At 64.6% G+C, this 22,224-nt stretch carries 17 protein-coding genes and 1 riboswitch; of the genes, 7 read left to right on the top strand and 10 right to left on the bottom strand.

Features of this window, described 5'->3' with window-relative positions:
- Nucleotides 1–469: 469 nt before the first annotated feature.
- Entirely contained in the window at nt 470–1,078 is a 609-nt protein-coding gene (locus ABRP17_RS03790) for a hypothetical protein (RefSeq protein ID WP_349986058.1), read from the top strand.
- Between the two features lie 131 nt (nt 1,079–1,209).
- On the opposite strand, the gene ABRP17_RS03785 is transcribed toward ABRP17_RS03790, so the two are convergent.
- Nucleotides 1,210–2,592, bottom strand: coding sequence for a serine hydrolase (locus ABRP17_RS03785; protein ID WP_192080185.1), 1,383 nt, complete (start codon nt 2,590–2,592; stop codon nt 1,210–1,212).
- A 296-nt stretch (nt 2,593–2,888) separates the two neighbouring features.
- Between ABRP17_RS03785 and ABRP17_RS03780 the strand changes: the two genes are divergently transcribed.
- On the top strand, nt 2,889–4,229 hold the full coding sequence (locus ABRP17_RS03780) for an MFS transporter (protein ID WP_349986057.1): 1,341 nt from the start codon (nt 2,889–2,891) through the stop codon (nt 4,227–4,229).
- A gap of 82 nt (nt 4,230–4,311) precedes the next feature.
- Nucleotides 4,312–4,677 (top strand): DUF1304 domain-containing protein, encoded by a 366-nt coding sequence (locus tag ABRP17_RS03775; protein WP_188324680.1) that lies wholly within the window; start codon nt 4,312–4,314, stop codon nt 4,675–4,677.
- Between the two features lie 124 nt (nt 4,678–4,801).
- Here ABRP17_RS03775 and ABRP17_RS03770 read toward each other — a convergent pair whose 3' ends face one another.
- Nucleotides 4,802–7,282, bottom strand: coding sequence for an acyl-CoA dehydrogenase (locus tag ABRP17_RS03770; RefSeq protein WP_188324679.1), 2,481 nt, complete (start codon nt 7,280–7,282; stop codon nt 4,802–4,804).
- On the bottom strand, nt 7,279–8,196 hold the full coding sequence (locus tag ABRP17_RS03765) for an alpha/beta fold hydrolase (protein WP_188324678.1): 918 nt from the start codon (nt 8,194–8,196) through the stop codon (nt 7,279–7,281). The genes ABRP17_RS03770 and ABRP17_RS03765 overlap by 4 nt, the downstream gene beginning before the upstream one ends.
- A 176-nt stretch (nt 8,197–8,372) precedes the next feature.
- Here ABRP17_RS03765 and ABRP17_RS03760 point away from each other — a divergent pair, with 176 nt between their 5' ends.
- Nucleotides 8,373–8,972 carry a TetR/AcrR family transcriptional regulator gene (locus ABRP17_RS03760; RefSeq protein WP_188324677.1) on the top strand — a complete coding sequence of 200 codons (600 nt, stop codon included), beginning with the start codon at nt 8,373–8,375 and terminating at the stop codon, nt 8,970–8,972.
- A 146-nt stretch (nt 8,973–9,118) separates the two neighbouring features.
- Here the strand turns inward: ABRP17_RS03760 and ABRP17_RS03755 are convergent, their stop codons facing one another.
- The 3 genes from ABRP17_RS03755 to ABRP17_RS03745 form a co-directional block, all read right to left on the bottom strand.
- Nucleotides 9,119–11,875 (bottom strand): TonB-dependent receptor, encoded by a 2,757-nt coding sequence (locus ABRP17_RS03755; RefSeq protein ID WP_349986056.1) that lies wholly within the window; start codon nt 11,873–11,875, stop codon nt 9,119–9,121.
- Between the two features lie 239 nt (nt 11,876–12,114).
- On the bottom strand, nt 12,115–12,930 hold the full coding sequence (locus ABRP17_RS03750) for a hypothetical protein (RefSeq protein WP_372486956.1): 816 nt from the start codon (nt 12,928–12,930) through the stop codon (nt 12,115–12,117).
- A 162-nt stretch (nt 12,931–13,092) separates the two neighbouring features.
- A complete protein-coding gene (locus tag ABRP17_RS03745; protein ID WP_349986055.1) occupies nt 13,093–13,986 on the bottom strand; it encodes an Hsp33 family molecular chaperone HslO in 894 nt (297 codons plus the stop codon).
- Nucleotides 13,987–14,066: 80 nt separating this feature from the next.
- Here ABRP17_RS03745 and mtgA point away from each other — a divergent pair, with 80 nt between their 5' ends.
- The 3 genes from mtgA to ABRP17_RS03730 are packed head-to-tail and all read left to right on the top strand — an operon-like array spanning nt 14,067 to nt 16,231.
- Complete coding sequence (gene mtgA / locus ABRP17_RS03740) at nt 14,067–14,807, top strand: monofunctional biosynthetic peptidoglycan transglycosylase (protein ID WP_349986072.1); 741 nt, start codon at nt 14,067–14,069, stop codon at nt 14,805–14,807.
- Nucleotides 14,808–14,820: 13 nt separating this feature from the next.
- Nucleotides 14,821–15,840: a glycosyltransferase family 2 protein gene (locus ABRP17_RS03735; RefSeq protein WP_349986054.1), complete on the top strand. Its 1,020-nt coding sequence runs from the start codon at nt 14,821–14,823 to the stop codon at nt 15,838–15,840.
- Nucleotides 15,800–16,231, top strand: a complete 432-nt coding sequence (locus tag ABRP17_RS03730; protein WP_188324672.1) for a CBS domain-containing protein — start codon at nt 15,800–15,802, stop codon at nt 16,229–16,231. The genes ABRP17_RS03735 and ABRP17_RS03730 overlap by 41 nt, the downstream gene beginning before the upstream one ends.
- Nucleotides 16,232–16,276: 45 nt before the next feature.
- Here the strand turns inward: ABRP17_RS03730 and ABRP17_RS03725 are convergent, their stop codons facing one another.
- The 4 genes from ABRP17_RS03725 to ABRP17_RS03710 all read right to left on the bottom strand — a co-directional run bounded on the left by ABRP17_RS03725 (nt 16,277) and on the right by ABRP17_RS03710 (nt 21,917).
- On the bottom strand, nt 16,277–18,250 hold the full coding sequence (locus tag ABRP17_RS03725) for an AsmA family protein (protein ID WP_372486885.1): 1,974 nt from the start codon (nt 18,248–18,250) through the stop codon (nt 16,277–16,279).
- A 642-nt stretch (nt 18,251–18,892) separates the two neighbouring features.
- Nucleotides 18,893–19,531, bottom strand: coding sequence for a hemolysin III family protein (locus tag ABRP17_RS03720; RefSeq protein ID WP_188327334.1), 639 nt, complete (start codon nt 19,529–19,531; stop codon nt 18,893–18,895).
- Nucleotides 19,532–19,616: 85 nt separating this feature from the next.
- Nucleotides 19,617–21,218: a peptide chain release factor 3 gene (locus tag ABRP17_RS03715; RefSeq protein ID WP_349986053.1), complete on the bottom strand. Its 1,602-nt coding sequence runs from the start codon at nt 21,216–21,218 to the stop codon at nt 19,617–19,619.
- A 114-nt stretch (nt 21,219–21,332) separates the two neighbouring features.
- The gene (locus tag ABRP17_RS03710) at nt 21,333–21,917 is read right to left on the bottom strand and encodes a M23 family metallopeptidase (protein ID WP_349986195.1); all 585 of its coding nucleotides are present in this window, start codon (nt 21,915–21,917) and stop codon (nt 21,333–21,335) included.
- A 138-nt stretch (nt 21,918–22,055) separates the two neighbouring features.
- Nucleotides 22,056–22,174, top strand: a riboswitch (SAM riboswitch).
- The last annotated feature ends 50 nt before the right edge of the window (nt 22,175–22,224 follow it).

The following is a 22,224-nucleotide window of genomic DNA, read 5'->3' as shown; positions in this document are numbered from 1 at the left end:
AGGACTTGTTTAAAGCACTTTCGCGCGCGACCGAGGCGCTGCGCGTCGCGCCGTCGAAGGCGCGCAAGGCCCTCGCGGGGCGCCGGTGCCGTGCCTGCGCTGCAGTGATCGAGCAGGCGCGAGGCGGGTTCTGCGTGAAAGTTTTTGCCTGGGGTTGTTGACAGCCCAAAAAAGCGTGATTAGGTTTCGCCCAACGGACCTTTCTTCGAAACCGAGTGCACCCGATCAACCGACAGGCGCGAAGCACAACCCGGACATCCACTGCACGTCGAGCGACGGTGGAGTCGGCACAGCTTCCCCCGGAGATTCGCACCATCCGTTCTGCCGCGATGCCAGCCTCGCCGATCGAAGCGGGCACCGCAGCACCCGTCACGACGCGTGGTACGCGTCGGCGGTCCCCGCCAACCCATCCGGCGGGTTCGATTTACCTGGGCGTTTCAATTCTCCATCACTGACGAGGAGCCATCCCATGGCCACTGCGAAGAAGAAGCCCGCCGCCAAAAAGGCGACGAAGAAGGTAGTCAAGAAAGCCGCTGCGAAAAAGGCAGTGAAGAAGGTCGCGAAGAAGGCGACTGCCAAGAAAGCAGTGAAGAAGGTCGCCAAGAAGGCAACGGCGAAGAAGGCAGTAAAGAAGGCAACCAAGAAGGTCGCGAAGAAGGCAACGGCGAAGAAGGCCGTAAAGAAGACCGCGAAGAAGGTAGCCAAGAAGGCGACCGCGAAGAAGGTAGCCAAGAAGGCGACCGCCAAGAAGGTCGCGAAGAAGACCACCGCGAAGAAGGCTGCCAAGAAGGTCGCGCGCAAGCCCGCCAAGAAGGTCGCCAAGAAAGCGGTAAAGAAGGCTGCGGCCAAGAAGACCGCCAAGAAGGCGACCAAGAAGGTAGCCAAGAAGGCAACCGCGCGTAAGGCGACCGCGAAAAAGGCGACCGCGAAGAAGGCCGTAAAGAAGACCGCCAAGAAGGCGGCGAAGAAGGCCACCGCGAAGAAGCCGGCTGCGAAGAAAGCAGCGCGCAAGACCCCGGTCCGTCGCAAGAAGTCTGCTCCGGTGGCCTTGCCCGCAACCCCGGCGCCGCTGATCTAAGCACGTCCCGATAGCGATACCTGAAGCCCCCTCTCCGACAGCCCAGCGGAGCGGGGGTTTTTTTATGCAGCAAAAAGGGGACGGAGGGAATTAATCGAGATTAATTCCCTCCGTCCCCTTTTTTTGCTCCGTTATCGGGGTGAGGCTGTAGCGCGGCTGGAGGAGGCGCCCTTGCGCTTGTCCTGGGCCGGTGCGCCTTCCGCCATCAGGCTGTCGCTGCCGAAATCGGTATCGACATCCAGCCAGCGCTGGGTCGGCAGGCCCATGGCCGCATCCAGCACGGTGGGCAGCAGTCCGCTGGGCAGGCTGCTTTCGCCATTCCAGAGGATGGCGATGCCCAGGTCACGTTCCGGCACAAGCGCCACCAGGCCGCGGTAGCCCTGCACGGCGCCGGCATGGAACACCACTTCGTGACCGGCGTAATCGAAGTTGCGCCAGCCCAGTGCGTAACCGGCCGAGCGCAGGCGCTCACGGCGCCAGCCCGAGCGCATTTCGCCGGGTGTGTTGACCAGCGAGGCGTGCAGGGTGGCCAGCAGCGGCGCGGGCAGCACGTCAGGGCGATGTCCGGTCTGTGCCAGCAGCCACTGCGCCATGTCGTTGGCGCTGGCGTTGACGCCCGCCGCCGGTGCGAGGCGGTAGTAGGTCGGCTTGGGCGTCAGCGAGACCCAGCCGTTGCGGCTGCGCACGTGCGGGCGCGCCCAGCGCGAGCTGGCCTGGATGCCCGCCAGCCCGAGGCTGGCATCGTCCATGCCCAGTGGCTTGAACAGCCGGCGTTCCACCGCCTGTTCGTAGAAGCTGCCGGAGGCGGCGTAGACCACATCGCCGATCAGGCTGTAGGCCACGTTCTGATAGGCATAGCAATCACCCGGCAGGCATTTCAACGACGTGGACCCCAGCTTCTGGGTCAGCGTGTAGTACTCCGCATTCGCTTCGATATCGCGGTCATACGCGTTGTACGGCAGGCCCACCCGGTGGCTGAGCAGATCGGCGACGGTCAGCCGTTCGGTGGCCTCGGGCGTGGTGAGCTGGAAGCCGGGCACGTAGTCGGTGACCTTGCTGTCCCAGCGCAGGGTGCCATCGTTGACCAGCAACCCGGCCATGGTGCCGGCGAAGGCCTTGGACAACGAGGCCAGGCGGAATACGGTGTGCGAATCGACTGGCAGGGGATTGTTGACGTCGGTGACCCCGTAGCCGCGCGCGCTGAGGATGCGACCGCCCTGGACGATGGCCACGGCCATGCCCGGCACACGCTCGCCATAGGTCAGCTGCTGGGCCATCGATTCGATCTGGCTGACATTGAAGCCGGCGGCGGGGGCCTGTGGGTTGGCCGTCAATCCGGTGCGATAGGCCGCCGGTTGGGTATGCGCCGGGGCAGCGGCTGCCACTTCGATGTTGGCCGGCATCGGCGGCAGCGCCGACGTCTGCGCGGTGGTGGACAGGGCAACGGGCATCAACATGCCCAGCATTCCGGTGGCCGCCGTACGGAACGGACGACGGCGGCTGTTCTTGTTCATTAGATCGGGACCCGAGCGAGACTGCTGTGACCGATTCTATCCCCGCTTTTCGTCATTGCACAAACAAAGCGAAGATGAATGCGCATCTTATTGAATAATCGATGATTTGAGGGGCAAAAGCAGCGCTCATGAGCGCTGCCATGCGCAGCGGTACTGTTGGTGTACGGGGGACATCCGGTCTGGACCGGCCCGCGATGCTGGCGATGTTGCAGTGCATTGGATACCGTACGCGCTTCCCCGCATCCGGAGTCGCCCATGCCTTCCTGCTGCCGCCTGACGCGCGCGCCGGGTGACACGTGAGCGCGCCGCTGGCACCTGCCACCGTGGGCGGACCGGTACGGCAACTGATGCAGGCGCTGCGCGAGACGCCCGCCTTGTGGTGGTCGTTCCTGTATTTCTTCTGCCTTCTCAGCGGGTATTACGTGCTGCGGCCGGTGCGCGAGGCGATGGCGTCCTCGTCGGACATGCAGGAAGTGTTTCCGCCTTCGTTGATCGCCTGGTTTGCCAGCCATGGGGTGGCGCTGCAGGATTTCGTCCTGCAGTTCCTGTTCACCTGCGTGTTCCTGATCATGCTGGTGCTGCAGCCGATATATGGCTGGCTGGTCAGCCGCCATCCACGGCGGGTGTTCATGCCGGTGGTGTACGGGTTCTTCATCGTCACCCTGCTTGGTTTCCACGTCATGTTCGACAGCGACGTGCCGGGACGCGGCATGGCGTTCTTCTTCTGGATCACCGTGTTCAACCTGTTTGCTGTCGCGGTGTTCTGGAGCTTCATGGCCGATGTGTTCACCAACGTGCAGGCACGGGCGTACTACGGTTACATCGGCGCGGCGGGAACCATCGGAGCGTTTCTCGGCCCGATCATCACCGGTGCGCTGGTGCAGCGGGTGGGCATCGCCAACCTGATGCTGGTCTCCGCCGGCTTCCTCAGTGTGTGCCTGCTGTGCATCTGGCGGCTGCGGCACTGGGCCGTGCTGCGCGAGCGTGAGCAGCAGCTGGTGTCGGGCGAAAAACCGATGGGCGGCAGCGTGCTGGACGGGCTGAAGTTGATCGTGCGTGAGCCGCTGTTGCGCTGGCTGGCGGTACTGGTGGTCTTCGGCGTGGGCGTAGGCACCCTGCTGTACAACGAACAGGCGTCCATCGTGCGGGCGGCCTACCCGGATCCGGAAGCGCGCACTGCGTTCTATTCGCATATCGACCTGGCCGTGAACGCACTGACCCTGCTGGTGCAGCTGGGCCTGACGCGCTGGCTGCTGTCGCGCCATGGCGTGGCGCCGGCCCTGCTCATCCCGGCGTTCGCGATCATCGTCGGCTTCTCGGTGCTGGCCGCCTCGCCCTTGCCGCTGTTGGTAGCGGTGGTGCAGATCGTTACCCGCGCCAGCGAGTTCTCGCTGTTCAAGCCGGCGCGCGAGACGATCTATACGCGCGTTGACCGCCAGTGGCGTTACAAGGCCGGTGCGGCCATCGACACCGTGGTCTACCGCGGTGCCGACCTGAGCTTCGCCTGGCTGCACAAGGTGCTGTCGCTGATGGGCCCGCACCTGGTGTTCGTCGGCGGTGTGCTGGTGGCCGGCATGATGACCGTGGCCGCGTACGGCGTGCTGCGCGAAGAAAAGAAGCTGCCGCGCGATCAATAGCCTGCCGCTGCGCTCGCCGAGCATGGCTCGGCGCTACCGGTGAGGGCGCTGCTCAGTTCACCCAACTCTCAGAAGGACCGTCATGTTCTGGATTTCCGTTGCCCTTTCTCTGACGCTGCTGGTAGCCGCGTTGCACGTTTACTTCCTGGTGCTGGAGATGTTCCTGTGGACGCGTCCACTGGGCTTGAAGACCTTCCGCAACACGCCGGAGAAGGCGGAGGCCACGCGCGTGCTGGCGGCCAACCAGGGGCTCTACAACGGCTTCCTGGCGGCCGGCATCCTGGTGGGACTGGTCCGGCATTTCGAGATCACCATTTTCTGCCTCGTCTGCGTGGTCGTGGCAGGCTGCTACGGCGCATGGTCCGTCAACAAGCGGATCTTCTATGTGCAGGCGCTGCCGGCACTGCTGGCGCTGGCCGCGATCTGGCACGCAGGCAGCCGGTTGTAACGCCGCGCCAGCGGCGACGGTCTCTCAGCCGCGTGGTGCGGGTCGCTCGCCTGGGATGGCGCGACGCTGCAATGGAAAACGGCGAGCCGAGGCTCGCCGTTTTTTTCTTCATTTTCCAAGGTGATCAGGCCGCCTGCTGCGAACCGGACTCCTTGCGCGGCAGATCGTAGTAACCCGCCGAACGCAGTTCATGGGTATCGAAGTCATCTACCGTGATGGCCTCCAAGGTGATCGCACGCAGCTCGTCCAGCAGGGTGCGCTCGTCCTGGGTCAGCACGCCTTCGGCCACGGCTTCGTCGAGCTGCTTGTTGTAGTCCAGCGCCTCGATGCCCTTGCTCTTCAGCGCCTTCAGGAACTTGCGCTCCACCGGCTCGGCCATGATGGCCTTGGCCAGGTAGCTGTTGATGCGGCCACCCGGGTTGTTCTCGCACGGCGTCAGGAACACGCCGTCGGCCAGGCGGTCACGGGCCTCGTTGGGGGCCATCAGCAGGGCGGCGACGCGCCGGCTCAGGCGGTCGCCCGGCGCTTCGGCACGGCGGCCCAGCGGGAAGATCAACAGCCACATCAACCAACCGATCGGGCGGATCGGGAAGTTGCGCAGCGCCGCCGACAACGACTCTTCGATCTTGTGCACGCTGTCGTGGAAACCCCAGGCCAGCAACGGCTGGTCAGCCTGCGGTGCGCCTTCATCGTGGTAACGCTTGAGCATGGCGCTGGTCATGTAGACATGGCTCAGCACATCACCAAGGCGACCGGACAGCGATTCCTTGAACTTCAGCTTGCCGCCGAGCGTCATCATCGAGATGTCGGCCATCAGCGCCAGGTTGGCGGAGTAGCGGTCCAGCTTGCGGAAGTAGCGGCGGGTGTAGGCATCGCCCGGGGCGGCACCGAAGCGCGCGCCGGTCAGGCCGAACCAGAACGAACGCACGGCGTTGGAGATGCCGTAGCGGATGTGGCCGAACAGGCTGCGGTCGAATTCCTGCAGGCCGGCCTTGCGGTCCGGATCCTGCGCAGCCTTCATTTCCTTCATCACCCAGGGGTGGCAGAGGATCGCGCCCTGGCCGAAGATCAGCAGGCTGCGCGTCATGATGTTCGCGCCTTCCACGGTGATCGCGATGGGCGCGGCCTGCCAGCTGCGGCCGGCGAAGTTGCGTGGCCCCAGGATGATGCCCTTGCCGCCGATCACATCCATCATGTCCGAGATCACTTCGCGGCTCATGCTGGTGCAATGGTACTTGGCGATTGCCGACGGCACCGACGGCACGTCGCCGCGGTCAACCGCCGCAGCGGTGGCCTGGGCCAGCGCGCTGATCTTGTAGGCCTTGCCACCGATACGCGCCAGCGCTTCTTCCACGCCTTCGAAGCGACCGACCGACAGGCCGAACTGCTTACGGATGCGTGCATACGCACCGGTGATGACCGCGCCGGCCTTCGCACCGCCGCTGCCCGTGGAGGGCAGGGTGATCGAGCGGCCCACGGCGAGGCATTCGTTGAGCATGTTCCAGCCCTTGCCGGCCATGGCGGCGCCGCCGATCAGCTGGGTCAGCGGGATGAAGACATCCTTGCCCTTGATCGGGCCGTTCTGGAACGGCGAGTTCAGCGGGAAGTGGCGACGGCCGACTTCAACGCCGGGCGTTTCGCGCGGCAGCAGGCCCAGGGTGATGCCGATGTCGCGCGTGTCACCAATCAGCTTGTCCGGGTCGTACATGCGGAAGGCCAGGCCGATCAGGGTCGCGACCGGGGCCAGCGTGATGTAGCGCTTGTCGAAGGTCAGCTTGACGCCCAGCACGCGCTCGCCGTTCCACTCACCGTGGCAGACGATGCCGTAGTCGGGGATGGACGTCGCATCGGAGCCGGCGAACGGGCCGGTCAGGCCGAAGCAGGGCACTTCGCGGCCATCGGCCAGGCGCGGCAGGTACTGGTCTTTCTGTTCTTGGGTGCCGTAGTGGTTGAGCAGTTCACCCGGACCGAGCGAGTTCGGCACACCGACGGTGGAACTGACCACCGACGACACCGAGGCCAACTTCTGGATCACCTTGTGGTGGGCCAGCGCGCTGAAGCCAAGGCCGCCATATTCTTTCGGAATGATCATGCCGAAGAAACGGTTCTTCTTGATGAAGGCCCACATCTCCGGCGGCAGGTCGGCATGGACATGGGTGATTTCCCAGTCGTTGACCATCTTGCACAGTTCTTCCACCGGGCCGTCCATGAAGGCCTGTTCTTCGGCGGTGAGCTGCGGCTTGGGATAGTTCAGCAGGATGTTCCAGTCCGGGTCACCGGTGAACAGCTCACCTTCGAAACCGACCGAGCCGGTTTCCAGGGCAATCCGCTCGGTCTGCGACAGCGGCGGCAGCACCTTGCGGAACACCTTCATCATCGGCGCGGTCAGCAGCGGCTTGCGGACGAAGGGCAGCAGCAGCGGAATCGCGATGACCGCCACGATGGCAGCGGCGACGATCGTTGCCGTCTGGTTGATATACGGGACGAACCAGCACACGGCCAACACGGCCACGCTGATGATCGTCCACGTAATGAGGCGCATGCGGTGATAGGCCGCGAATGCACTTGCCAGCAGAAGGGCAAGGAAGGGAAGAACGATGCTCATGAGCGTACTCCGGTGACGTGCTCGGGTTCGGCGGACGATGCTGCGGCCAGGGCCGGTGGCAACACGTCCAGATAGTTCAACACAGTAGCGGTAAAAGCGTCGTTGTCGTCGCCGGCCACCATGTGGGTGGCCTGCGGAAGCTGTACGTGTGTGGCATGCGGTGCCAATGCAAGGAAATCGGCGATGGTCTGCGGTGTCACCAGATCACTGCGTCCGCCACTGACCAGCAGCAGCGGGCACTTCACCTTGCTCGCCGCCGCTGCGAGTGCATCCTGGTGCTGTTCACTGTCACGCACCAGCTCAGCCACCAGGCGCGGATCCCAGTGCCAGCGCCAACGGCCGTGGCCGTCTTCGCGCAGCAGGGCGCGAAGGGAATCGTCCGCTTTGCGTGGCCGATGCGGCAGATAGGCCGCGATGACATCCGCCGCCTCTGCGAGTGACGCGAATCCCTGCGGATGCGCGGTCATGAAGGCAAGAATGCGTTCGACACCGGCGGTGTCCCAGCGCGGTGTGATGTCCACCAGCACCATCGCGGAGAACAGGCCGGGCCAACGCGATTCGGCCAGCAGGCCGAACAGGCCGCCCATCGACGCAGCCACCAGCACGGGCGGCCGGGTCTGCTCGCCCGCCAGCACGATCAGGTCATCGGCGAACTGGTCACCGTGATAAGGCACATCCGGTGCGTTCCAGTCCGAATCACCGTGGCCGCGTGCGTCATAGGCGAGGGTCTGGAATCCATGGGCGGCGAGCGCGTGTGCCGCCGGCGTCCATGCGTGACGGGTCTGCCCGAACCCGTGCGCGAACAGCACGGGCCCGCGGCGACCGGTCGTCTCGGCCGATACGGCCAACGTCGCGCCGTGGGCAGCGTCCAAGCGCAGATCGTTGAGGGTGACGGAGGGGGTGGGGGTAACCATACCTATTAGTATGGAGTGCCTGCGAAGGAAGTCAATACTCCGACGTATGGTGCATCGCAGCGGGCTTGGAAAAGCCAACTGCAACGAACCTCCGAGCGTGGCTCGGCGCTACCGGGCGGCATCAATGCGCCTGCCTTCATACTGCAACCAACCCCTGCGTATGGTTAAATCAGCGGATGAGCGAATCCGAAACTCCTGCCAGCGACGTGCGCGCTGGACGCAACAGCCGCCTCAGTGCGGAAGACTGGGCCCAGGCCGCCCTTGATCTCATTGCCGAGCAGGGCGTCAGCGCGGTGGCGGTGGAGCCTCTTGCCCGCCGCCTTGGGGTGACCAAGGGCAGTTTCTACTGGCATTTCCCGTCCCGCGATGCGCTGCTGCAGGCGGCGCTGGAGCGCTGGGAACTGTTCGAACAGGAGCAGGTGTTCGGCAGCCTGGAGGAGGTGCCGGATCCGCGGGTGCGCCTGCGCCAGCTGTTCCAGGTCGTGGCCCATGAAGTACAGCCACATATCATCTACAGCGAGTTGCTGAAGGCGCTGGACCACCCGATGGTGCGCCCGGTGATCGACCGCGTGTCGCAGCGTCGCATGGATTATCTGATCGCCTCATTTCGCCAGGCCGGGTTGAGCTCGACCGATGCGCGGCATCGCGCGCGCCTGGCCTATGCGGCCTATGTCGGCTTCCTGCAGCTGTCGTTGCAGTTGCAGCAGCCGAAGCAGGCGCGTGAAGAGTTCGAGGCGTACGTGGAGCATGTGATCGATACGCTGATCCCGGGCTGATCCGGCGCCAGATTCGCGTTACCCGAAGCCGCGCACCAGCGCGGCTTTTTTGTGGCTGCGATCCCCGCCTTGCCGGCGCAGACCGCACAAACAACAACGGCCCCTTTCGGGGCCGTTGCATCAGACATTTCCGATCAGTGGATCGATCAGAACTTCTGCTTGTACTGCATGTACATGTAGCGGCCCGGCAGGTCGTACTGCGGGTCGAACATGTTGTACGACACGGCGTAGGACTGCGGCGGATCCTTGTCCCACACGTTGTTCAGACCCACCATGACGGTGCCGTTCCACGGGGTGTTGTAGCGGAACTGGACGTCGTGATAAACGGTCGAGCTGATGTGGTTCTCGCGGTTCACAGCATCCGAGCAGTATGCGCGGGTTGCGGCGCCCAGCAGGCAGGCTTCGGTCATGCCCGACTTGTAGCGGAAACCGTAGTTGATGCCGAAGTCCTGGTAGCTCCAATCCAGGTACAGATTGGAACGGATGCGCCAGTACGGATCCTGGTTCAGGTACTTGCCCTGACGACCTTCAACTGCCGAGTCGGCCGTTGCCTGCGTTTCCCACTTGCTCAGGTACGTGCTGTCCCAGCTGATGGTGAACTGGCCGAAGGAGAACTCGGGCAGGCGGTACAGCATGCCCAGATCCCAGCCTTCCACCTTGTAGGAGGACAGGTTCTGCAGCGGCATGTCGACATTGACGATGGCGCCGTTCTCGGCGGTGGTGCCGTAGTTCGGGTCACGCGTGATCAGGCCGCAGTACGCTGCCTGTTCCTGCGCGGTGCCGCCGTAGCAGCGGTCCATGATGTCGTCGATCGACGGGCGGGTGATCGCGTCTTCGATCTTGATCTGCCACCAGTCCAGGGTCACGTTCAGGCCCTGCACGAAGCTCGGGCTGAAGACCAGGCCCAGCGTCTTGCTGGTCGAGGTTTCCGGCTTGAGGTTCGGGTTCGAGGTCCAGGTGAACGGCTCGACGGTCTGCAGCGGACCTGCGTCGCCATCGGTACCCGGCTGGACCAGGCCAGCCGGCACGCCCTGCGCCTGGCACTGGGCCAGAACGGCACCGGTGGGCAGGTTGGCGGCGGCGCACGGATCGGCGTAGGTTTCGAACGAATCGGTGTTGCCGCGGAACAGATCGTTGATGCTTGCTGCGCGGAAGCCTTCGGAGTAGTTACCACGGACCATCAGGTCGTCGATCGGCTTCCAGCGGAAACCGAACTTGTTGTTCGTGGTGTTACCGAAGTTGCTGTACTTGGAGTAGCGGGTCGCCACGCTGAAGTCCAGCAGCTGGGCGCCCGGCAGGTCGGCCAGCACCGGGATCGACAGCTCCAGGTACATTTCGTCCAGATCGTACGAACCCTTGGTCGGGCTGGCGCCGTTGCCGGTGCTCAGGCCCGATGCGATGAACGCATCCGGGTCGAACTGGCCGCTTTCCTTGCGGTATTCATAACCGGCCGCGAAGCCCAGCGCACCGGCCGGCAGCTGCACGATTTCACCGGAGATGTTGGCGTAGTAGCCCTTCGACTCCTGGGTCGCCGAGTCATGCGCGGTGAACGTGGTGTACTCCAGCGCTTCCGGGCTGATCGAGCCCAGGCCGCCCAGCGGATTGATCGGGGCACAACCGGTGATCACGTCGCCGCCCGGGGCGGTGACGCAGACCGGCACGCCGCCACGGATCTCGGACGGGCCATAGGCTTCGTCCAGACGCGCCACGTTGAGCAGGCCGTAGGTCAGGTCGTTCTGGTCGGTCTTGTCGTAGCGGTAGCCGACGTCCCAATCGAAGGTACGGTCAGCAAACTCGAAGAAGCCTTCGAAGCCACCGTAGAAGTGCCAGTTCTTGACGTTCTGGTTGAACGAACGGCCGCCGGTCTCGTTGAAGCGGCGGTTCACGCCGGTCAGGTCGACGCCGTACGGGTTGTAGATGCTGTCGGCGCTGAGGGTCATGCCGGTCACCGGCATGGCGGCCAGCAGCTGCTCGGACTTGCGCTCGTTGTACATCGCTTCCGTACGGAAGGTGACGTTGTCGGTGATGTTGTACGAACCGGCAGCGAACAGCGAGGTGCGCTCGTTCGGGGTCAGCAGGTAGTTGTCCGGCGAGGTGTTGTAGCCGTGCACGTTGCTGACGAACGGAACTTCCGCGCCATCGATGATGATGCGACGGGTGCCGTTACGGACGTACGAACCCGGGATGCCGGTGCCGCTCTGGCCGCTGAAGAACGGCGGGCCACCAGCGGAGATCGCACGATCACCCGCCATGACTTCCTTTTCATTGACGTACGAGGCGCCGATCATCACCGATGCGCGATCGGTGGTGGTGCCCAGCGTGAAGTCATAGGCTTCGCGCTCGCCGTCGCCGTCGCTGTACTGGCCCTTGTAGAAGTTGGCTTCCGCGCCGTCGAAGTCACGCTTGGTGATGATGTTCACCACGCCGGCGATGGCGTCGGAGCCGTAGATCGTCGAAGCGCCGTCCTTCAGCACGTCGATACGCTCGACCATGGCCACCGGGATGGTGTTCAGGTCGACGCTGCCGTCCAGGCCGGTGGTCCAGCGGCGGCCGTTGACCAGCACCAGGGTGCGCGAGCTGCCCAGGTTGCGCAGGCTGATGCCGGACGAACCGTCACCGCCGTTGTTGAAGGTACGGTTCAGTGCGGCGCCGTTGGCGGCGACGCGCTGCAGGATGTCGGCAACCGAGGTCACGCCCTGCTTTTCGATGTCTGCGCGGGTGAGGCTCAGAACCGGCTGGGAGGTCTCAACGTCGGTGCTCTTGATGCGCGAACCGGTGACCGAGATACGGTCCAGGTTGGTGGTGCCCGAGGCTTCCTGCGCGATGGCAGTACCCGTGCCGGCAGCGCTGGTGATCAGCGCCAGGACGACGGCGTCACGCAGTGTGTTGCTGTTGCGGTTCATTGGACTCTCTCTCCAAGTGGTCTTGGTAACTACGTGGTGTGGCCCGCGAAGGAGGCGAAAGGCGCTTCCAAGTTTCGCTGGGCTGGTCCCGATACTACTTCCGTCTTTTGCAAAATTAAAGCTTTGTTAATGATTCGCGTGATTTTGGTGAAATTCGGCAAACCCGTTCAGGTCGCGCACAAACGAAAACGCCCCGAAAGTCGGGGCGTTTTCAAAAAAAATGCTTTAATAACAAGGGCTTAAAGGTCCTGTTCGTACCGTACGTACGGAACCGTGCCATCATCGTTGCTCTCATTGCGCGGTGAGAACGGATTCTTGCCCCGGCTGACCACGTTTTCCGCGCCGACCGTCAACTGGCCCGACCACGGGGTCCGCCAGGTCAGTCCAACGCCCAGGCCTTCCCATTTGCCGGGCTGGCCGGGCACGTCGACCACGCGTCCAATGATGTTTCCGCTGAAATTACCGTAGCCGGCGCCGATGCTCAGGCTCTTGCTGTCCCAGCGGTCGACGATCGAAGGCGCGACATCCGCCAACGGAACCAGACGGGCCTTCGCATAGGTACCGCCGATCGAGACGAAGCCCTCGCGGCCGATGTTCTTCTGGCCGAAGACGGTCAGGTCGTTCTGCTCGGCGCGCAGCGACGTCGCCTTGTTCGGTCCTGACAACCAGCCGGGAAGGGTTTCACGTCCACTGCCGACGGTAAGGCCAACGCGCCCGCCCGGTCGGTTGAATGCGGCGGTGCCACTGAAGCGCCGTGACAAGGTGTCTTCGTCGTCGCCAAGGCTGGCCAGCATGCAATGGCTGGCCAATCCGCTGATGTTCGTGCCACGGCTGCTGTTGCACAGCAGGCCGAGGGAGTCACCGGAGGACAGACCGAAGGCCGCATCCAGCGAGCTGCGACCAAAATGCCAGCGTGCACCGGCTACCTGCTCACCGGTCGGCTCCAGATAGAGCAGGGCCTCTACTTTGCCGCTGCCCTTGTTCCACACCGGAATGACGGTGCGGGTGTCCTTGGCCTGCGCGTGCACGCCGGAGGCCGCCCCGAGGGCGATCAGCAGTGCAAGCGATTGGCGCAGGAATGTAGTCATGAGTCCAGTCAGACAGTCAGATGCATGGCAAGTTCCCGCCGGAGCGGGATCTGGAGCGTAGGCTGTTTATGATTCTTTAACAAGTCGTTGTCCTCCCCAGAACACGAGCTCGCCAGCGTCTGGCCTGCTTTACTGAAGTCGCTCAGGTGCCGGGATGGAAATACCGCCACCGTGGAACAGTATCCCGAATTCCGTCAAAGGAAAGTGATACTCCTTCCCGCAGAATTCGCAACGGACCTCCACCGCACCGGTGGGCTCGGCGGCGGCCCGGGCTTCGTCCTCACCCAGGGACTGCAGCATGCCCGCCACGCGTTCGCGCGAGCAGGTGCATTCGAAGCGCAGCGGCTTGTCGCCCATGTGCTCCGGCTGCTCCTCATGGAACAGCCGGTAGACCAGGTCCTCCGCCGAGGTGGCCAGCAGTTCGGCCTTGCCCAGCGTCTCGAACAGGGCGCTGATGCGGGTCCAGCTGTCCAGGTCGCCCTCTTCGCCAGGCAGCTTCTGGATAAGCAGGCCGGCTGCACGTTCGCCGTCGGTCGCCAGCAGCAGGCGCGTCGGCAACTGCTCGGACTGGCGGAAGTAGTCCTCGAATGCCTCGTCCAGGTTCGGCGCGCTGAGCGCGACCAGGCTCTGATAGCGCTGCGGTTCGCGCGGATCCAAGCCGGGGTTCTCGATGGTGATGGCCAGCACCGCGTCATCGCCCAGTCCATCCAGGCTGGCCGGCGCGTCCTCGCCTTCTTCCAGCTTGGCGATGCCGCGCAGCGTACCGGCGGCGGTGCATTCGGCGAAGAGGGTGCGCAGGGAGCTGCTGCTGCGCAACTGGATCGAAAGGCGGCCGTCCACCTTGGTATGGCCGGTGAACAGGGCGGCCGCCACGGTGGCGTCGCCCAGCATGCCGGCCGCGCGGGCGGGGTAGTCCGCATGCGACAGGATCTGTTTCCACGTCTCGTGCAGGCGTACATGTACACCGCGCACGCCGGCATCGGGAAGCAGGAAGCGGAACAGGGAGTCGTTCTGATCGGTCATGGTTGGGGCCGCACGTATATAAGAAGGTGAGGTTGCCGGATAATGCGCCGACAACCGATGAAGAAATGAGTGAGCCATCAATGGGGTCAGGGGACGACAACCTCAAGGCAGTGCAGGCCGCCGGCACCTCCCGCTGGCGCTGGCGGCGCCTGCTGTGGCTGCCGGTCGTGCTGGCCGCGTTCAGCGTGCTGCAGGTGCTGGTGCTGCGCTTCGTGGACCCTCCTGTGTCCACGGTGATGCTGTGGCGGTATGGCGAGGCGCTGGGGCAGGGCGATCGTGCTTACCGCCTGCACTATGAATGGCGCGATCTGCAGAAGATGGCACCCAGCCTGCCGATCTCGCTGGTCGCTGCGGAGGATCAGCGCTTTCCGCAGCACAATGGGTTTGATCTGCAGGCCATCGAGAAAGCCCGCGATCACAATGCGCGGGGTGGACGCGTGCGCGGTGCAAGCACGATCAGCCAGCAGGTGGCCAAGAACCTGTTCCTGTGGCAGGGCCGCAGCTGGCTGCGGAAAGGGCTGGAGGTCTGGTACACGCTGCTGATAGAGACCTTCTGGTCCAAGCAGCGCATCCTGGAGGTGTACGCCAACATCGCCGAGTTCGGTGACGGTATCTATGGTGCCCAGGCCGCGTCACGGCAGTTCTGGAACAAGGATGCGTCGCGTCTGACCCCTGCGGAAAGCGCTCGGTTGGCCGCCGTGCTGCCGGCACCCCGGCGTTACGACGCTGCGCAGCCGGGCCCTTACGTGCAGCGGCGCGCCACGTGGATCCAACGGCAGGCGCGGCAGCTGGGTGGCGGCGCGTACCTGCAGGATGACTGAGTACAATCCGACGATGAACCCAGAACCGTTGACCGTCGTCGTCGCTGCCTTCAATGAAGAGGCCGCGCTGCCGCAGCTGCACGCGCGCGTATCGGCGGTGTTCGCCGACATGCCGGATGTGACCGGCCGCATTCTGTATGTCGACGACGGCAGCAGCGACGCGACTTGGGCGTGCATTGAAACGCTGGCCCGTCAGGACCCCCGCGTGTCGGCATTGCGTCTGTCGCGCAACTTCGGCAAGGAGGCCGCGCTGACCGCCGGGCTGGACCAGGTGTCTGTCGGCGCCGCCATGATCCTGGATGCGGACTGCCAGGACCCGCCCGAATTGATTCCTGCCTTCGTGGCACGTTGGCGCGAAGGCTATGACAACGTGTACGGGACACGCCTGGCGCGCGAGGGCGAGAGCTGGACCAAGCGAGCCACCGCCGGCATGTTCTATCGCGTCATCGGCCGCATGTCGCCGACGCCGATTCCTGCCGACACCGGGGATTTCCGCTTGTTGTCGCCTCGCGCGCTGCAGGCGCTGCGGGAACTGCGCGAGCGCCATCGCTTCATGAAAGGCCTTTTCAGCTGGGTAGGCTACAACCGTATCGCGGTGCCCTATCATCGGCATGCGCGGGTGGCCGGCACCAGCAAGTTCAGCCTCTGGCGCCTGTGGAACTTCGCGCTGGAAGGCATCACCAGTTTCACCACGGTGCCGCTGCGGGCGGCGACCTATCTGGGGATGCTGACCGCGGCCGGTGCCTTCCTGTTCGCTGTGGGCGTGGTGGTGAAAGCGGCGTTGTATGGCGACCGTGTCGCCGGCTGGCCGACGATGATGGCAGTCATCCTGTTTCTTGGCGGGGTCCAGCTGATCGCGCTCGGACTGATCGGGGAATACCTGGGGCGGCTGTACGAAGAGTCCAAGCAGCGGCCGCTGTACCTGCTTGACACCTGCATAGGCCCGTCCGTGGCAGACTCGAACCTGCAACCCACCCTCGGAGGGCAGGCAGATGACCACGGTTCGGCAGGTATTGGACGGCAAGTCTCCTGAAGTGCACGCCGTCGCGCCACAGGCGGCGGTATTCGATGCGATCCAGTTGATGGCGGAAAAGGGCGTAGGCGCGGTCCTGGTGATGGAGGGGCCGCAGCTGGCGGGCATCCTTTCCGAGCGCGATTACGCGCGCAAGATCGTGCTGCGTGACCGCTCCTCGCGGGACACGCGCGTGGCGGACATCATGACCTCGCAGGTGGTGACGGTATCGCCCGATTCGCAGGTCGCGCATTGCCTGCAACTGGTGACCGACCATCGCATCCGCCATCTACCGGTGGTGGAGGAAGGCCGCGTGCTGGGCGTGATCTCCATCGGCGATCTGGTGAAGGCGGTGATTGATGCGCAGGCGCGGGAGCTGGAGCAGTTGCAGCAGTACATCGTCGCCGGCTGAACGACGTCGGGGGGGGCGGCCAGCGGCCGCCGCTACCCGTGTCCCTCAGCGGGCGTATTTCCCGCCGCAGTCACTGTCCTTGCCCGGACCGGGCTCGAACGTGGCCAGCAACGCGGCCGGCGGTGCGATGCTGCCCAGCGCCAGGGCGATCGCGCCGCGCAGGCCCAGTGCCTTGAAATCGGGACGGAATGACGGGTCCTTGAACGTACCGTCGATGCGCAGTGGCGAACGCAGCGCCAGGATGCTGATGTCCTTCGGACGCGGTTTCAGCAGCAGGTCCATCTGCTCGTTCTTCAGGTTGATGCTGCCTTCGCCGACGATCAGCGTATCGGTGGTGTCTACCGCCAGGGCACGGCTGTCCATGCGCCCATCCTTCACGCCGAAGTCGGCGAAGGCACAGCGCAACGGGATCTGTCGGTCGCCGGTGAACAGGAATTTCAACGATTCGGCGACGTCCAGGCCGGCCAGTTCCATGATCAGGTTGCCCACGTGGCCCTTGCCCATGCCGATGGCAACGGTGCCGTCGCTGCTGCCCAGCATGGCGGCGATTGAATTGCCGTTGCCGCTCAGGTCGATCTCACCGCCGATGCCACCCGAGGCCTGCTCGGCCAACTTCGCATCCGGGAACAACTGGCCGAGCTGTACCCGACGTACGCTGGCTTTCAACGACGTGGCGATCTGGGGCCGACGCGCATCCATGCGGATCGTGCTGCGGATGTCGCCGCCTGCCACGCCGAAGTTGAGCGGCTCCAGGCGCAACAGGCCATCGTCGAGCTTCAGGTGGGCATCCATGTCATCCAGCGGCAGGCTGGGGGCATTGATGCGCTGCGCCTTCAGCCGAACGTCGGCATCCATCGCGCGCAGTTTGCCGAGGTCATACGGCGTGTCGGGCAGGATCGTCGGCTTTGCGGCCAAGCGCGCGGCCTCCGCTTTCTGCTCGGCATTCGCGGTTTCGTCGCCACCGGTCTTCGGCGGCGCACCGATGAAGCCGGCGAGGTCATCGAAATCCAGGCGTTTGGAGACCAGGTTTGCGGTCAGTCGCGGGCGCTCGCCGCCAACCTCCACCTTTACATCACCGCCGAGATCACTGTCGCCGACACGGCCGTTGAACTTCTGGTACTGCCAGACCTGGTGGTCGCGCGTCAGCTGCCCCTCCAGGCGATAAGGCGGGGTAGAGGGCAAGGCGATGCCGACCAGCGGATACAGGTCTTCCAGGTCCTGGCCGCTGAGGCGGAACTGCAGGCTGAAGGTCTGGAACTGGAAGGGATTGATCAGCGTGCCGCTGGCCACCGCATGTGTGCCACCGGCTCGCCCGTCCAGATGGATGCGGAAGGGATGGCCGCTGTCGGTCAGCTCGAGCGGTGATTCCGTATTGCCGTTGAGGGTGAAGGCATTGCCCTGCCATGAGCCCTTGCCGCCTACCAGCAACGGCGGTGCGGCATCGGCCTGCTTCGGCTTGCCACTGCGGACCGCCACCTGGATGTCGGTACGGCCCCGCTCATCAAGAAACTGCAATCGGCCGTCATCGATGTACAGCCGTTGCAGTTGCAACGGCTCGCCGCCACTGCTTTCGCCCATGAAATCCCAGTTGCCCGCCTGGTCCGCGCGCGGCGCGGTCTGCAACAACGCGTCCGGACGGGTAAGACGTACTTCCGGCAGCTGTACGCTGCCGCGCAGCAGCGGCCAGACGCGCACGTCGATTTCCACGCGGTCGGCGCTGACCATCTGCGGCCGTTTGGCCCACTCTGCGTTGGCAAAGGTGACGGAATCACCGCGGATGGTGGTCACGCGGCCAAGGTCGACATCCAGGTTGCCGATATGCAGTGCGCGCCCGGTTTTTGCCTGCACGGCACGCTCCACCGGGCCTTTGAACCAGTTCCAGTCCCACAGGGCGATCAGCAGCAGTACGGCGGCGATCAGGAACACCAGCACCGCCAGCCAGCGCTGGCCCCGCTTGCCGGGGCGACGGAAACGCCGGCGAACCGGGCGGCTGGTTTCAGGGGGCAGGGTGGCATTCACAGCCGCATGGTTGCCCGTTCATCGTGCACATAGCGCGAATGGGGCATTCGGATTACGTGCAGGTGCGGGTTGTCGAACGGGTGAGACCCCCTCGCGGAGGGCTCTCAAGCCTGAGCTGAGCTTGGGCCGGGCGGTGGGGCTGCGCGGGGGCCGGCAAGGGCCGCATCCATGCGGGCCTCGTTTCGCGCCATCCATGGCGGGGGTCCACGTCATCGCATTCGCGCTGCCGCTCCCACGCTTTGCTTCGCAAACCGCGGGCCCCGTCTCACCAGCACCCACACCCCGCCGCTTCGCGGCCGCCCCTGACTCAGAGGCTCCCTCCACCCGACGGGCTAACGAGGCCTGCGGTAGCGCCGACCCATGGTCGGCGGAAACCATCAAACCCCATTTCCCCAGAATCCGCCGACCATGGGTCGGCGCTACCGATTCGAGGGCCACCACGGACCTGTCGAAGGTGGGGCGGGGTGGGTTGGCGGGGGTGTTGAGCGCCATGGATGGCGCGAAACAAGGCCCGCAGGATGCGGTCTTTGCCGTCCCCCGCGAACCCACCCCGCCCCGCCAACAAGCAGCCCTGCAGCTTTTGACGTTGGCTCTCGAAGTTGACTTCGCTGTTGCTTCAAAACTGCGCGCAAGCGCAGAAAATCACAGCACCTGCGCGGTGACGGCGACGAAGTGGCAGACGCTGCCGCCGATCACGAACAGATGCCAGATCGCATGCGAGTAGCGGATCGATTCACGATGATAGAAGTACGTACCCAAGGTGTACGACAGGCCGCCCGCCAGCAGCCAGCCCAGCGTCCACATGTCGATCGCCGCCAGCATCGGCTTGATTGCCACGACGATCAGCCAGCCCATCGCAATGTAGATGCCGGTGGACAAGGCCTTGAACCGACCGGTGAAGAACAGCTTGAACACCACCCCGGCGAACGCGAGGATCCAGATCGCCGTGAACATGCCCCAGCCCCACGGACCGCGCAGGCCGATCAGCATGAAGGGCGTATAGGTGCCGGCAATCAGCAGGTAGATCGCGCAGTGGTCGAATACTTTCAACCGCCCTTTCGCCACCGGGTGCTGGATCGCGTGATACAGCGTCGAGGCCGTGTACAGCAGCAACAGCGCCACCCCGAACACGATCGAGCTGAACAACTGCCAGCCGTCGCCATGGATGGCAGCCAGGGTGATCAACACGGCGCTGCCAGCCAACGCCGCTACCGCGCCCAGTCCGTGGGTCAGTGCGCTCGCGATTTCCTCGCGGATTGATTCAACAGAGGTCATGGACAGTGAGAAGGGTCGCAGGGAGGGGGTCCTGCATCCCCCCTATCATCGCCGCGATGGCCGGTGCGTGCACGCCCGGCCAGACGCGGGTTCAGGACGTAGCGGTATACGCCGCTTCGCGGGTAGCAGAGAAGCGAACGTCCGGCGCACGTTCCTGCGCCAACTGCAGGTTGACGCGGGTCGGGGCCAGATACACCAGCTGACCAGCCGCATCCACCGCCAGATTCAGCGCGTTCTTCTCGCGGAACTCTTCCAGCTTCTTTTCGTTGCTGCAGGTAACCCAGCGCGCGGTGACCACACCGACCGGTTCGAAGGCCGCTTCCACGCCGTATTCGTCCTTGAGGCGATAGGCCGCCACGTCGAACTGCAGCACGCCCACCGCACCCAGTATCAGGTCGTTGCTCATCAGCGGACGGAAGAACTGGGTGGCGCCTTCTTCGGACAGCTGCGCCAGGCCCTTCTGCAGCTGCTTGAGCTTCAGCGGATCGCGCAGGCGGGCCCGACGGAACAGCTCCGGAGCGAAGTTGGGGATGCCGGTGAAGGTGATCGCCTCGCCCTCGGTGAACGTGTCGCCGATGGAGATGGTGCCGTGGTTGTGAATGCCGATCACATCGCCCGGCCACGCCTCGGCGGCGATCTCGCGGTCGCTGGCCATGAAGGTCAGCGCGTTGGCCAGCTTCATGTCCTTGCCCGTGCGCACATGCAGGGTCTTCATGCCAGCGGCGAAACGTCCCGAACACACGCGCATGAAGGCCACGCGGTCGCGGTGCTGCGGGTCCATGTTGGCCTGGATCTTGAATACGAAGCCGGTGAGCTTGTTTTCCTGCGGCGCGACGTCCCGGCCGGTGCTGGCGCGCGCCTGCGGCGGCGGCGCGTGTTCGACGAAGAAATCCAGCAGCGGCTGCACGCCGAAGTTGTTCACGCCCGAGCCGAAGAACACCGGCGTCTGTTTGCCGGCGCGGTAAGCATCCAGGTCGAAGGGATGGCTGGCGCCCTGTACGAGTTCCAGTTCATCGCGCAGTTCGGCCAGCATCTGCGCGCCGATCTTCTCGGCCAGTCCCGGTGCGTCGATGGAGGGGAAGATGGTCGAGTCCTGGCGGGTGAAGTTGCGCCCCTGCTCGTAAAGATGCACTTCGCCGCTGATCAGGTGCACGACGCCCTTCAGGCGCTGGCCCATGCCGATCGGCCAGGTCACCGGCGCACACTGGATGCCCAGCACGCTTTCGACCTCGTCCAGCAGGTCGATCGGTTCCTTGCCTTCGCGGTCCAGCTTGTTGATGAAGGTCATGATCGGCGTGTCGCGAAGCCGGCAGACCTCCATCAGCTTGATGGTGCGCTCTTCCACGCCCTTGGCGACGTCGATCACCATCAGCGCCGAATCGACTGCGGTCAGCACGCGATAGGTGTCCTCGCCGAAGTCGGCGTGGCCCGGCGTGTCGAGCAGGTTGACGATCTTGCCTTCGTAGGGGAACTGCATCACCGACGAGGTGACCGAGATACCGCGCTCCTTTTCCAGCGCCATCCAGTCGGACGTCGCATGGCGCGCGGCCTTGCGGCCCTTGACCGAGCCGGCCATCTGGATCGCGCCGCCGAACAGCAGCAGCTTTTCGGTCAGCGTGGTCTTGCCCGCATCGGGGTGGGAAATGATGGCGAAGGTGCGGCGGCGCGCGGCTTCAGTGGCGACATCGGACATGGCAGGGGGCGCCCGCCCGGGGCGCAGATCAATGAAGTAAGCCGATGATTATCGCCGAAAAAGGGGACGGAGGGGATTAAGACGCATCTGGCCATGTCGGAGGCCAGATGCGTCTTAATCCCCTCCGTCCCCTTTTGGGAAGTGGAGTTCGCCGCGGGGGGTGACGATGCGCACCGGGATGGAGTGCAGTTGGGTGCCCTGCTGTACCTGGACGGCAAAGTGAAGGTGCGGAGCGGTGCTGTAGCCGGTGTTGCCGGTCAGGGCGATGCGCTGGCCGGCGTCCACGTACTGACCCTCGCGCACCGTGAAACCGTCCTGCAGCAGGTGGGCGTACACGGCCATGCTGCCGTCGTCGTGGGTGATGCGGACATAGTTCGCCCGTTCGCGGTCGCGCGGTGCCAGTCCGTTGCCGCTGAAGCCTGACTGCACGCGGGTGACGCGTCCGGCGCGGGCAGCAAGCACCGGCGTGCCTTCGGGCAGGGTGAAATCCACGGCGAAGCGGTTCTCCGCATCGCGGTGGCTGAATCGGCCCTCGGGCGCCTGACCGACACTGAAGCGTCGTTCATCGAACGGAAGCTGGTAGGCGACGGGTGCGTCGTGCCCGCCAGCCGTCAGTCCCCAGCCATTGCGCCAGTCAGAGGCAGGGCTGGACAGGGCCAACAATGGCAGCAGGACGGGGCAGAGCAGCAGGCGACGCATGAAGCGGCCGGGAAAGGGGGACGTCGGACTCTAGCAGGCCGCACCTTGCCGTACGGGCCCAGGGTCACGTCGCTTTTAGCCCATCTCTTCATCCGCATGAAAGGATTGACAGGCCGAAAATCTGCTGGCATCGTGGCTCCACCATCGAGACCGGCAGAGGGACAGGCCCTTTGAAGCCGGGGCAGCCCGCAGGCGCGCAAGCGTCGGCGTAGGTGCCAAATCCTGCGGGGACTGTCGTGTCTACCGGAAGATGGTTCGAGCGTGCACCCGTGGGTGCCGCTTGGACGCGAGCCCTGCGAAGGCTCGA

This window comes from Stenotrophomonas sp. WHRI 8082, assembly GCF_040223995.2.
In the GTDB taxonomy this organism is placed as follows: domain Bacteria; phylum Pseudomonadota; class Gammaproteobacteria; order Xanthomonadales; family Xanthomonadaceae; genus Stenotrophomonas.
Note: the sequence above shows the minus strand (reverse complement) of the source record. Positions and strands in the feature narration are given on the sequence as shown.